The organism is Alkalibacterium thalassium, assembly GCF_900101165.1.
Taxonomy (GTDB): Bacteria; Bacillota; Bacilli; order Lactobacillales; family Carnobacteriaceae_A; genus Alkalibacterium; species Alkalibacterium indicireducens.
Window position 1 is genome coordinate 1 of record NZ_FNFK01000054.1, and the last position, 12,654, is coordinate 12,654.

9 protein-coding genes and 3 pseudogenes are annotated in these 12,654 nt (G+C 39.1%); 8 read left to right on the forward strand and 4 right to left on the reverse strand.

The window, feature by feature from the left end:
• Positions 1–412: 412 nt before the first annotated feature.
• The 5 genes and pseudogenes from BLR76_RS09390 to BLR76_RS09410 all read left to right on the forward strand — a co-directional run bounded on the left by BLR76_RS09390 (position 413) and on the right by BLR76_RS09410 (position 5,359).
• Positions 413–1,689, forward strand: a pseudogene (locus BLR76_RS09390) (alanine/glycine:cation symporter family protein).
• A 175-nt stretch (positions 1,690–1,864) separates the two neighbouring features.
• A complete protein-coding gene (locus tag BLR76_RS09395; protein WP_218121435.1) occupies positions 1,865–3,244 on the forward strand; it encodes an alanine/glycine:cation symporter family protein in 1,380 nt (459 codons plus the stop codon).
• A gap of 460 nt (positions 3,245–3,704) precedes the next feature.
• Positions 3,705–4,352: an acetate uptake transporter gene (locus tag BLR76_RS09400; RefSeq protein ID WP_091268425.1), complete on the forward strand. Its 648-nt coding sequence runs from the start codon at positions 3,705–3,707 to the stop codon at positions 4,350–4,352.
• A 231-nt stretch (positions 4,353–4,583) separates the two neighbouring features.
• Positions 4,584–4,817: a hypothetical protein gene (locus tag BLR76_RS09405; RefSeq protein WP_218121436.1), complete on the forward strand. Its 234-nt coding sequence runs from the start codon at positions 4,584–4,586 to the stop codon at positions 4,815–4,817.
• Positions 4,818–4,837: 20 nt separating this feature from the next.
• On the forward strand, positions 4,838–5,359 hold the full coding sequence (locus BLR76_RS09410) for an NUDIX hydrolase (RefSeq protein WP_091268428.1): 522 nt from the start codon (positions 4,838–4,840) through the stop codon (positions 5,357–5,359).
• A 49-nt stretch (positions 5,360–5,408) separates the two neighbouring features.
• Here BLR76_RS09410 and BLR76_RS09415 read toward each other — a convergent pair whose 3' ends face one another.
• Entirely contained in the window at positions 5,409–6,716 is a 1,308-nt protein-coding gene (locus BLR76_RS09415) for a phospholipase D family protein (RefSeq protein WP_091268429.1), read from the reverse strand.
• A gap of 177 nt (positions 6,717–6,893) precedes the next feature.
• Here BLR76_RS09415 and BLR76_RS09420 point away from each other — a divergent pair, with 177 nt between their 5' ends.
• Complete coding sequence (locus BLR76_RS09420) at positions 6,894–7,367, forward strand: hypothetical protein (protein ID WP_091268431.1); 474 nt, start codon at positions 6,894–6,896, stop codon at positions 7,365–7,367.
• Positions 7,368–7,382: 15 nt separating this feature from the next.
• Here BLR76_RS09420 and tnpA read toward each other — a convergent pair whose 3' ends face one another.
• A complete protein-coding gene (gene tnpA / locus BLR76_RS09425; protein ID WP_091268433.1) occupies positions 7,383–7,853 on the reverse strand; it encodes an IS200/IS605 family transposase in 471 nt (156 codons plus the stop codon).
• A 140-nt stretch (positions 7,854–7,993) separates the two neighbouring features.
• Between tnpA and BLR76_RS09430 the strand changes: the two are divergent.
• Positions 7,994–8,746 (forward strand): annotated as a pseudogene (locus BLR76_RS09430) (IS4 family transposase); the annotation flags it as partial.
• 259 nt (positions 8,747–9,005) lie between these two features.
• Here BLR76_RS09430 and BLR76_RS09435 read toward each other — a convergent pair.
• Positions 9,006–12,005, reverse strand: coding sequence for a hypothetical protein (locus BLR76_RS09435; protein WP_091268437.1), 3,000 nt, complete (start codon positions 12,003–12,005; stop codon positions 9,006–9,008).
• A gap of 117 nt (positions 12,006–12,122) precedes the next feature.
• Positions 12,123–12,296, reverse strand: coding sequence for a 3'-5' exonuclease (locus tag BLR76_RS12490; protein ID WP_091268439.1), 174 nt, complete (start codon positions 12,294–12,296; stop codon positions 12,123–12,125).
• Between the two features lie 146 nt (positions 12,297–12,442).
• Here BLR76_RS12490 and BLR76_RS09445 point away from each other — a divergent pair.
• Positions 12,443–12,654 (forward strand): annotated as a pseudogene (locus BLR76_RS09445) (hypothetical protein); the annotation flags it as partial.

The following is a 12,654-nucleotide window of genomic DNA, read 5'->3' on the forward strand; positions in this document are numbered from 1 at the left end:
AATCCTGCTCAGGGACTGTTTCGCTCTCTACAAACGAGTTGTTTGATCAAAGATAAGTTTTCAGGCTCAATGTCCTACTTAGTTGTGCTTGAAGAGCGAAACGACACATATAAAAATGCGAGGTCATGCATGAAACTCATGCACTTACTCACCTCCCCGTGATTTGTAGTATGAGCAGGTTGTTTCTGAGTAGAGTATACACCAAACGCCAACGGCGTTACACGTTTTTCATCTCGTGTTGTGCCTTGAGCGAAGCGAAAGGAATGAATTATAAAGATGAGAAAAATACACGTTAAGAGGAGAAAGTATGGAGAGTTTTATTGAGCAGTTCATGGGAATCAACGATGTGGTCAACGATTTGGTATGGGGATGGCCACTCTTGTTTCTGATTGTGGGAACAGGTGCATTTGTCATGGTGAGAACAGGTTTTGTACCAATCACCAAGTTTGGCTACGCCATGAAGCAGACGTTTTTCAAGATGTTTGCAAAGGAACAAGTCGGTGAAGGAGAAGTAACCGCGTTCCAGGCTGTCTCCACAGCACTGGCCGCCGCTGTCGGAACAGGGAATATTGCAGGTGTCGGTACTGCCATTGCTATAGGGGGACCGGGAGCCGTGTTCTGGATGTGGCTGGCAGCTGTCGTCGGGATGGCAACTAAATACGCCGAAGTGGTTTTATCCATAGAATACAGAGAAAAAACTGAAGATGGCCGCTACGTCGGAGGACCGATGTACTATCTCGACACTGGAGCCAAGAAGAAATGGCTGGCTGTTCTGTTTGCGATTTTCGGAACAACTGCAACGTTTGGAATTGGAAATATGGTGCAGTCCAACTCTGTCGCTGATTCGCTGAACACGACTTTTAACATCGATCCGCTGATTACCGGGCTGGTCCTTGCTGTCGCTGTAGCACTGGTAACGATCGGTGGAATCAAGCAGATTGGTCGCGTCACATCTGTTTTAGTACCATTTATGGCCGCCGTTTATATTCTGGGTGGACTGCTTATTATCTTTTTAAATATTGAACTGGTCCCAGCTGCCTTCGGGGTTATTTTCTAGACGCATTTACTGGCTCAGCAGCACTGGGTGGATTTGTAGGGGCAACGCTGACTATGGCTATCCGTTTCGGTATTGCTCGAGGAGTTTTCACTAACGAAGCTGGTCTGGGAAGTGCACCGATTGCCCATGCAGCAGCAACGACTGATCACCCGGTTAGACAGGGACTATGGGGAATCTTTGAGGTTTTCGCTGATACACTGGTTCTGTGTACAATCACCGCTCTGGTTATTGTCATGACAGGCGCCTGGGGAAGCGGTAAAGATGGTGCAGCACTCACAACAGTAGCGTTTGAAGAAGGGATGCCGTTCGGTGGTTATATCGTTACCTTCGGCCTGGTATTCTTCGCCTTCTCTACATTATTAGGCTGGTCTTATTACGGCGAGCGGTGCATGGAGTACCTGTTCGGGGCTAAATCGATAGTGATTTACCGACTGATCTTCATTCCACTGATTGTTGTTGGAGCAATTGGAGGCTTGAGAGCCGTTTGGGCACTTGCAGACACGCTAAACGGACTGATGGCCATTCCTAACCTGATAGGCCTTCTCCTGCTGAGTCCAGTCATCGTCAGACTGACCAAGAATTATTTCGGGAAAGACGGCATTTATAGAAATGAAAAACAGGGAACGGATTAACTGAATAGAATAACGGGGAGGCTGGAACATCCAGCCTCTTTTTTTAATTGGAACGGGGGTAAAAATCAATAGAAGCCATACTGGCTCATCCCGCAGCTCCTTCAAAAAAACATATACAAACCTCGAGTGATTGTGTATATTTAGATATTATGAAAAAGAGTTAGGGGAGAGAAAAATGGAGAGGTTTATGGATTGGGTACTGGAGGTCAACGGGGTCGTCAATGATTTAGTCTGGGGCTGGCCGCTTCTGATTTTGATTGTCGGGACAGGGGTATTGCTGACAATCAGAACACGCTTTATCTCGTTTACTAAGTTCGGATACATGTTAAAACAAACATTTTTAAAGATATTTTCAAAGTCTCAAGTAGGTGAAGGGGAAGTGACCGCCTTTCAGGCCGTGTCAACCGCTCTGGCGGCTACAGTGGGAACAGGAAACATTGCTGGAGTCGGAACAGCTATAGCGATCGGTGGACCTGGAGCTGTTTTCTGGATGTGGATTGCCGCACTGTTTGGAATGGCAACAAAATATGGAGAAGTCGTACTAGCTATTCAATATAGAGAGAGAACAGAAGACGGCCGATTCGTCGGTGGCCCAATGTATTATCTTGAAAAAGGGGCCAACATGAGATGGCTAGCTGTTCTATTCGCGATTTTTGGGGCAGCAGCAACATTTGGAATAGGAAACATGGTGCAGTCGAATTCAGTGGCTGATTCCTTGAATGCGACCTTTGGAATCCAGCCTTGGATCACAGGGATCGTTCTGGCCGTATTGGTTGCCCTGGTCATTGTCGGAGGCATTAAGAAAATAGGAAAAGTGACTGAAATCGTTGTGCCTTTTATGGCTGCTATTTATATTATCGGTGGACTGATTATTATCATTGCCAACATCCAGCTTGTTCCGCAGGCTTTAGGAGTCATCTTCCGTGATGCCTTTACAGGATCGGCTGCAGCCGGTGGATTTGTCGGTTCGACTTTGACTCTATCTATCCGTTACGGTGTGGCACGCGGAGTGTTCACTAATGAAGCGGGTCTAGGGAGTGCCCCAATTGCTCATGCAGCAGCAACAACGGATCATCCCGTCCGACAAGGCTTATGGGGGATTTTTGAAGTCTTCGCCGATACCATCGTATTATGTACCATTACAGCGCTGGTTATCGTTATGACAGGTGCAGTCGATACCGGCCTTGACGGAGCAGCACTGACTACATCAGCATTCAATGAAGGGATTGCATATGGAGGCTATATTGTAACCTTCGGACTGGTATTTTTCGCCATTTCTACATTACTAGGCTGGTCATACTACGGCGAGCGGTGTATGGAATTCCTGTTCGGACCTAAATCGATCGTCTTTTACCGCATGCTCTTCATTCTGTTGATCGTCGTGGGAGCCATTGGTGGCCTTCGAGCTGTCTGGGCTCTGGCAGATACACTGAACGGCCTGATGGCTCTGCCTAACTTGATCGGGCTGCTGATACTGAGCCCGGTCATTGTCCGTCAGACTAAGGATTTCTTTGGAAAAGACGGAATTTATAATAGTGAACGGAAAAATAGTTGATTGGGAATTAACACTTAGCAAGTGAATAGAAAGAGGGGCTGATTTTGTTGCTTAAGACAAAGTCGGCCCCTCTTTTTTTGTTGATTCTTTGGAAGGCTTAGGAGTAGGCAAGCGAATGCCTCATAAATGGGCTATATGAGGCATTCGACTAATTTAGATAAGCCTGAATCGGTCATAAACATAATAAATGAGGCATTCGTCAATTTTTAAGAAGCTGAATCCCTCATAAGTTAGAGATATGAGGCATAGAGTATGCTCTATGCTTCCTCTATAAAAAAATTACGGTCACAGACAATTAATAGAAGGAAAGGGTTTCATAACTCGGATTTATCACTTGTAAAATGATTAATAAGAATAAAAAGCGCTATCAATAAGATAATGCTAATATACTGTTGACAGGATTCACAATATATCTGTATACTTGTCACTTGTGTGCATAGATAAACGAGGAGTGTTAAACTTGGAAAACGAAAAAGTAGTAACATTTAAAGAGATAACAGCAAATCCAGCTCCACTGGGACTTATGGGGTTCGGAATGACAACCGTCTTACTTAATATTCATAATGCAGGATTTTTCGGACTTGATGCAATGATCCTGGCAATGGGGATTTTCTTTGGTGGAATGGCTCAAGTCATTGCCGGCATCATGGAATTCAAAAAGAACAATACGTTTGGAACGACAGCATTTACATCATACGGCTTCTTCTGGATGGCACTGGTCGGCTTGAATATCCTTCCGATGCTTGGACTTGGAGACGCTCCAGATTCATTATCAATGGCAGCCTTCCTGTTCATGTGGGGACTGTTCACATTGTTCATGTTCGTCGGAACGTTACGCATCAACAGAGCACTGCAGGTCGTTTTCGGTTCGCTGACTATTCTGTTCTTCCTGCTGGCAGTCGGTAACTTCACTGGATCTGCTCTGATCCTGACAATCGCTGGATACGAAGGGATTTTCTGTGGATTGTCTGCGATTTATGCCGCTATGGCTCAAGTACTGAACGAAGTGTACGGTAAAACTGTTCTTCCAATCGGAGAAGTAGGACAGCTGGAAGCAGTTCGTGAAGAAAAATCTAAAAAAGAATCCTTTGCTTATAACGAAGGATAAGCCAACTCAATATAACTAATGAAAACTCCTGATAGAGGAATGCTGACTGAATCAAGTCTTATTCTTCTGTCAGGAGTTTTTTGTTGTAAAGTCATTCATAGACATATTATAGGATTTTTTTGAGAGAGTTACAGTATGATCAATATGAACAGTTTTTACTTAGAGCAAAGCGTTGCGACTGTCATAAACCACTACTACAATAGGGATGTTGTTAGTCTGATGAAAAGGAGTATGATAAGAAATACACTTAAGTTTCTTCCCTGGCAGTTCGGACATATGAGTACGATTTACGGTATCTATTATGGGTTTGATTCCTTGTTTCCAGTAATCTATTTAATGCTGTCCATTGGCTTGGCTGGAAAGTATATCGTCATGGCTTTCACAAGAAAAGATGGCAGACATCTGGCAGATCTAATTGCCGGGTCGATGGTAGTCAAAAAAAGGTTTACAAAAATGAAGAAATAAGTTGTTTCGAAAGAGATAGTATGGAGCTTTGGGATACGTATGACAAGGAACGGATCAAAACTGGCAATACAATGGTGAGAGGAGAATCTTTCCCTCAGGGAGAATATCATATGAGCGTTCACGTCTGTCTTTTCAATAAAGAAGGACAGGTACTGATTCAGCATAGGCAGTCTACCAAATCGGGGTGGCCGGATCTATGGGATCTGACTGCCGGTGGAAGTGCAACAACTGGCGATTCAAGTCAGAAAGCTGCTGAACGTGAACTGTCCGAGGAACTTGGGATATCAATAAGTCTGGAACATGTGCGACCGCACTTGACGATTAACTTCGGAAATGGCTTTGATGATGTCTATCTAGTTGAAAAAGATGTCGACTTGAATGAACTGGTCTTTCAGGAAGAGGAAGTGCACGATGCAAGATGGGCTTCACTGGAAGAGATACTGGATCTGCTTCATAAAGAAAAATTCGTACCTTATTTTGAAAGCTTCATTCATCTGATATTTGAGAGCCGAAGTCAGTACGGCATGATTCGGCTGGACTAATAAAATCAAAAAAAGAGCAGCGTCCATTGTGGGTGCTGCTCTTTTGGCGCTAGAACGTTGACATGCCGCTCCATTCCTGGAAACGGTAGAGCCAGTTTTTCCAGGCTGATGATTCAGCGTAATCGGAGTAGTCGGCAGTGTAGATCCCGTTTTCGTTTTCCCATATCTTGTCAAAGTACTCAAGCATGACCTGAGCTTCGGCCTGATCTTTCTGTCCGGAGATTTTTACATTCGTCTCAAGGTTAAAGTCATCCATATTCCGGCGCGTGAAATTGGTGGATCCGCCGATCATTGTAACCTCTTCAGGTGTTTCGTGCAGGAAGAACTTGGCATGGTACTGTTCGCCGTGAGACTGGTACCATCTGACAGCGATCGAGCTATCATTTTGAGTCAGTTCATCTGCGACTGGACGATTAGGAATTCCGATTTTCTCATTTCCGAATGCATCCTGGTTAATGTCCAGAATCATCTGTACTGTGACGCCGCGTTCTTCGGCTTCAAGAAGAGCCGTTATGATGTCGCGGTCAGACAAATAGAACATGCCGATTTTAATGGCATCACTTGGTTGAGAGGCATCGATCTGTTCGAAGATGGCTTCTTTGATTTTGTTCTCTGTAAGCAGTTGAACCGAATAGGTCTCTTCTGTTTCCTCAACGGATGAAGAAATCTCAAAGGTATCGAACAGCTGAGTGTCATGACCTGACATTTCCACCACAGCACGTTCCGATGCCAGCAGGTCTGCTAGAAAGTCTCCTTTCAAAACAAAGGCAATATTAGAATGATAGACACTGGCGTCATGTGGATTGGCTGAAGTGATCAGAGCTTCCTGTTCGTTCATCACGACTTTCCGGTGATTGGCCTTAAAGTGAAGCATATTTATATAAGATTGGGCACTGACTTCAGGACCCGTCTTGCGGAATACATTGGGCAGATATTCAGAATCGGACGTGCCGAACCAGCTCAGATAGGCACGGGAAAAGCCTGAATAAACAGGATTGGAATCTCTCAGCGGTTCCAGGTCGGTCAGAACCACTTCAATACCGGCATCTGACATCTCCTCCATGTGATCAGGCATATATGAACCATAAAAAGTATTGATTGGATCAGTTATAAACACAATATCGACAGCCGGATCAGTCTGTTTCTTCTGAATCAGAGCTTCAGCCAGGTCAGAAGACAGAGTAGGAAAGTCTAAGTCAGGATTAGTATGGTCATAATCATCATTAAAAAGAAAGAGGTCCATTACGATAAAATCCTCTGCCTCGTCGATCATCTGATAGACATAGTCAAATATCTCCTGATCATGTTCAACCTCTCCATCTGTATTCTCATAGGTCAGGTCATATAAAAAACGCACTTTCCCCGTCTCATGTACGCGCCCTTCCGCAGATAGTCCTTCTGGTACCGGCTTGAAATAATGAAATACTGAAAATCACTAGTGTTGCATTAAAAATTTAACTGTTCCATGACATAAAAAAATCCTTTATACTAGTACTTGGATGACTTATCCAAGACCAATACAAAGGACCTAAGCATGGATAAGTATAATACAAAAATGACTATAAATAAATGGTTTTCATATATAAATTTAGAAAAGTTAAGTCCATCATCACAAAAGGCGATTCATGCGTTTAATCGCTATGCCAAAAAACTAACGTTTAGTAGGGTATTGATGCTCTTTTTGTTCGCTATTAATGAGGAAACAGAAAGTTTGCGCCATTTAGACCAACAACTGGTTCACCCTCAATTAAAAATGGTGATAGGCGTTGACACAATCAGTTATTCCCAACTATCACGGGCTTTAAAAGCACTGGACGCGACTGTTCTTTTGGAAATATTCAATCAGTTACTAGGGATGGTTCATCAGAAGACACACATAAGTAGGCAGAAAATCAAAACCACCAGTGTGAACTGGTGGTTTGCTCTGCGGCTGAAAGCCTCTCTTACCGGCCTCGGCCTGAAAGGCCCACTGAGTGGGTTTCCCTTATGCACCACATTTACTCACTGATTCTAAAAGAATCGTTTATTTTTTCTTGTTCTTATGTCCGGTGAACGGATCATATTCTTCGAATAATGTCAGTTGATCGCTCATATAGTCTTCTCGAAGCTGATTCCTAATATACTCTTCGATCTGTTTTCTATTTCGACCGACTGTGTCGACAAAATACCCCCGACACCAGAACTTTCGATTCCCATATCGGTATTTCAAATTGGCATGTCGATCGAAAATCATCAGGCTACTTTTTCCTTTCAAATACCCCATGAAACGAGATACACTCAACTTTGGTGGGATACTAACTAACATATGAATGTGATCCTTGCACGCATTCGCTTCGTGTATTTCCACTCCTTTTCTCTGACAAAGGTCTCGGATAATCTCACCGATGCTCTGTTTATACTTGCCATATATGATCTGTCTTCTGTACTTGGGTGCGAAAACGATGTGATACTTACATCTCCATTGTGAATGTGCTAAACTGTTCTTGTCCTTCATAGGACGCCTCCTTCAATGATTTGAGTAAGTGGTCGGGAAACCAACTTTATCTTATCATGAAGTGAGGCTTTTTTTGACCCCACGCTGAAAGCTATCCTGAACCCCCGGCATAGCCGGGGGTTTTCAAAGTACAGAATAAGGTCTACTTGGTCGATAGTTCCACTTTTTCATTTAGTAAACACTCCTATCCATGGGCGGATTTCCGTCCAACAAAAAGTGGTATTAAGTTACACCTAAAGGTGTGTCTAATGGAGGAAGGAATGGTTCACCCAGAACAATTTGAGATATCTAACGCTTCTGAACACGACCATGATAACCTTGATGTTTTCGTCAATCAACCGCTGGCAACCTATGTTTTTGACAAAGGATATATCGATTTTGAGTCTTTTGATCAGATGAAATGGGAGGGCTATTTTTTCGTTTCATGGATTAAAAAGAACACAGTAATACATGTTGTAGAAAATCTAGATATCCCGAAGGATAAGAATTCTGACGTACTCAGTGATCAATATGTGCTGCTTGGTGGGAGAGGCTATTTGACCAGTCTCATGCGACTAGTGACTATTCGTCGAAAAGGACGATCTGATTTACGAATCATTACCAACGACGTCTTCAAAACCGCTGAAGAGATAGGGAATCTCTATCATTCACGCTGGCAAATCGAGTTGTTTTTCAAGCATATGAAACAACATATGACGATTAAGACCTACTATTCGAAATCAGAAGTCGGTGTTAAGAACCAACTAATCATGGCAATGATTGTCTACCTACTCACGTTACTTATTAATCTAGAATTGAATTTAAAGCCAACTATTTTCCAAATTTTGCGTCACTTACGATCGGTAAAGTATGAATCGTATGCATACTTCAAAGCTCTCTTTGAACCAGGATAAGTGAAATAACTCGCGAAATGAAATCTAGACCAATAGAATAGTCAAAAAAATTCTGGAAAAAGTCATCCGCTGCCCAGCATTTGACTTTTTTGTAAATTTTGATGAGAACTACTTGTGATTTAGTTAACAAATATGAAATTCGGTAAGAATATAATTTTATGCGACACTAGTGATTATTAATATATATATATATATATATTAATTAAACTATTAGTCAAGTCCATAATCCTATTGTAAATTACATGTTAATGTTAATCATCTAAATTCTTGGCCAATGTTCTTTACTAAATCCCATAAATTCTAATTCAGGCAAATAATACGCTCTATCCTCAACGAATTGGTGATTGTTTAAATAAGAAATCAGTTCCTCCATCTTTGACAATATATTATTCCAAATTTTAATATTATACTCAAAATTAATATAATCTTTTCTGTCAGGTACAGCCCAGTCATCTAACTTTTGCATAAAATCATAGTCATCTTCATATTTCTTTAGTTCTAATAATTCTTTGACCTCTTGTTTATCAAACACTTCAAAAGAGAAAGGGCCAAAGATAGATGCTAAATAAAAGATTACAATTATATTTTTAAAATCTTCGTTTCTGAGAACTAAATAGTAATAATAAGGTACAAATCTTATAAAATTTTCCTTAGCAGACGTTTTTTCTAAATATATACTAGCTTCTTTTAATTTATTCGAAGTATATTCTAGGTTATCTTTAATATTTTCATTGTGAGTTTCACTCGACACTTCGACTTGAACATTATTCATTATCTCGTCCTTTAATTCTGAAGGCAAATCTGAGTCGTTCGCATTATTAACATTTTTAGACACACGCAACTTTTGTGTGTTATCTTCTCCACTTGAATAAGTCCTTGATTTATCTACGGAAGTAACACTTTTTACCACTTCCTCATCTGTAGACATTACTACTTCTAATCCATAATTATAGTTATTTCCACCGTATTTTTGACTAATACCAACATGAAACTTTCTTCCCTTATCTATTTCTTTAGCTAATTCTGTATTCTCACTCTTAGGAACCCAGCCCAAACTACTCCCATATATATCTACTATTTCAATAGCATTTTTATCAAACTCATTATAATAGTCTCTTCTATAGGTTATCAGAGCGTCTTTATTAGTCAACTTTAATGTTGTTTGTCTGTTATTAAATGTTACACCTGTTAATTTTATTTTTTTTGTAATATGATTATCTCTATGCAATGCACCAGAATCTGTTGGGCTTCCTTTTGCATCCATTGAGATGTTACTGCTGGTAACTTTACGATTTCCCTCAGATGTCTTATCTACATTGGTGATGGTCTTACCTTTATTAGAAATAATATTAGACTCAAAATGAGTTGAGGTATCGTCAATAGGTACAACACTGTCATATGTTTCCTGATTAGTTGTCATGATTATTTCTAATCCATATCCATATCGTTTCTCACCATATTTCTTACTAATTCTCGTAAATATAGGTTGTCTCATATCCATGGCCTTAGCTATTTTTCCACTGTGACTTTTAGGTACCCATCCCAAACTTCTTCCGTAAGTATTCCGTATCTCAATTGCGTTATCATCATCTTTACTGGAATAACGTCTACTTCCATAAATAGGTGTATCTAATTTTGTTGTTTCTATATTCTTCGAATTTACATTTGTCAAATGAAATTTCACAGTAAAGGTATCCAACCCATTAGTAGGTTTAATTGGTTTCGATTTGTACTCAACAGGGCCGTTGTTACTATCTGACCTTCCTTCAGTTGTACCCACCTTGTTAATTTTTATTATCTCTTTTACATAATCACTTGAACTTAAAGTTTTACTTTCATAAACGAATCCATCTGACAATGAATTAAATTTTGCTGTAAATAATGTCTTACATTGATGACATGTAAATAGTCGTTTAATTAAAAATTCTATTTCTTTTTTTGAATTTCCTGTTACAGTCTTATCTTTTTTATGCACTGTGATTCTATATTCTTTACCTGGAGGAAAAACTGTTTTATACATTTGTGAGCCACAGTCTGGACATACATATGAACTTACATAAAAATTATTTGACACATCACCTAGATTGTCTTTAATCTTCTCAGTGGCTTCAATTAATTTACTTGTAACCACACTATTAATGATATCTATTCTTCTTTCGTACCAAATTTTTTTGTTAATTTCTTTCTTTAATTCTCTATTTTCAGTTGTAAGATTTCCATTATGTATAACTTCAGCCATTACTAATTCCGCCGATACGTTATTAAAAGAAACCCAAGTTAGATTATTTAAATCTATTTCTATCATTCCTGAATTTACTATAGTTTTTCGATGCTTACCAATATAACGAGCGGTTTTATCTATTTTCAGAAACAAAGTTAATAATCTTTCAAAATATATATTGTCAAAGAGATAATCCTTGTTCCTTGCAAATCGTACCAAGTTCTGTTTATGAAAGTTTATTATTTTAGAATTTTCTCTATTCATTTGATATTTATGTGTAACATGCTGAAAACTAGGGAAAAGACTATTTAAATATGAGGTGGTTAGATATTTATTTCCATTATAACTAGATATTCCAGTTCTTATTGTCATAAAAATATCAGTGATAGTATCTTGTAACATTGCACAATACAACGCTAATTCATCAATAGTGTGAATAGTGTCGAGCTGTCCATAAGACTTGACATCTGCCATAATTGCAGGTTTTAATTTTATGTCAAATTCTTTCATGATTTTTTCAATAAAATTGTAAAACTGTATCTCATTTGTATTTTCTTGTTTTATAATATATAACTCTCTTTTGTATTCTTTATTAGAAATCCTATTTTTACTAATGATTAAAGGAGTGTCCTCAATATTTCCCCACGCCGGAACTGTATGTTTTTTATTATATTCCGTTTCAATGTTATCGTAATGCTCTGTATTAATTTCATTAGCATCCCAAACCTGAGTTGTATAATTACTATATCTCTTAGGTCTTGAGGACTTTGCTCTATTACTTTTAGGTAAGTGTGACTGATCTATTCCACCATTTAATACTTTTCCTTTATCAGTAGTCTTTGTTGAAGATTTATTATTAGATGTTGACCTACTGTCGGACGATTCAATACCTAATATTATAATTAAAGCTATAGTAGCTAGTCCTATGAAAAAAAATAAACCTGGTTCTGTTATAAACCCTAAAACAAATATAAACCCTAAAACAACTTTAAATAACAATGCACAGCCTGTTTCTTTGCTATTATTTGATTTCGACATAACTTTTCCTCCTTTAGATTGAGTTTTTTAAAAACTATTTATATGTACATCAAATTAATTATCTTATGATTTCTTTCGAAACTAACTGGTATTTAAACTCGAGCAATTACTTTTTTACTATAGTTCTTTTAAAAATCTAGATGAATCTGAAAATTTACCATCATTATTATAACTAATTTTTAAACTATCCTTAGCTCTAGTCATTGCCACATAAAATAGTCTTCTCTCCTCCTCAATTCCTTTAGTATTTTTATCTGACTCTAATTCAATTGCTTGAAAATGAGGAGTAATTCTCTCAAGTTTCGCACCCTTAAGAACTCCGTTCTATCCTTTACATCATAAGGATTATTTAGATTAATCAGCTTAAAAGTAAAGAAAAAGACAGCTCTCTTTGGTAAAATGTGAGTCACAACCAACATTCCAAGGAGAGATGTCTTATGGCTAACATTTTACCAAATAATTCAGAAAAAAACGAGTTTTATTCGAGTATTGATCACTTTATCAAACAATTTACAGTCGGAACCCTGTTAAATCGGTCCAATATCAAAAAAGAAGAAGGAGTAAGTGTGACCGCTATCGTTACCTTCTTATTTACTGTTGCCTTTCATGGTGGAAAAAGTATGAATCAATTAGTGAATGATTCTGAAAG

Bases quoted from the DNA above. Each gene is read 5' to 3' on its own strand.
- BLR76_RS09395 (WP_218121435.1), top strand. From the start codon at position 1,865: ATGGAGAGGTTTATGGATTGGGTACTGGAGGTCAACGGGGTCGTCAAT.
- BLR76_RS09405 (WP_218121436.1), top strand. From the start codon at position 4,584: ATGATAAGAAATACACTTAAGTTTCTTCCCTGGCAGTTCGGACATATG.
- BLR76_RS09410 (WP_091268428.1), top strand. From the start codon at position 4,838: ATGGAGCTTTGGGATACGTATGACAAGGAACGGATCAAAACTGGCAAT.
- BLR76_RS09420 (WP_091268431.1), top strand. From the start codon at position 6,894: ATGGATAAGTATAATACAAAAATGACTATAAATAAATGGTTTTCATAT.
- tnpA (WP_091268433.1), bottom strand. From the start codon at position 7,853: ATGAAGGACAAGAACAGTTTAGCACATTCACAATGGAGATGTAAGTAT.
- BLR76_RS09435 (WP_091268437.1), bottom strand. From the start codon at position 12,005: ATGTCGAAATCAAATAATAGCAAAGAAACAGGCTGTGCATTGTTATTT.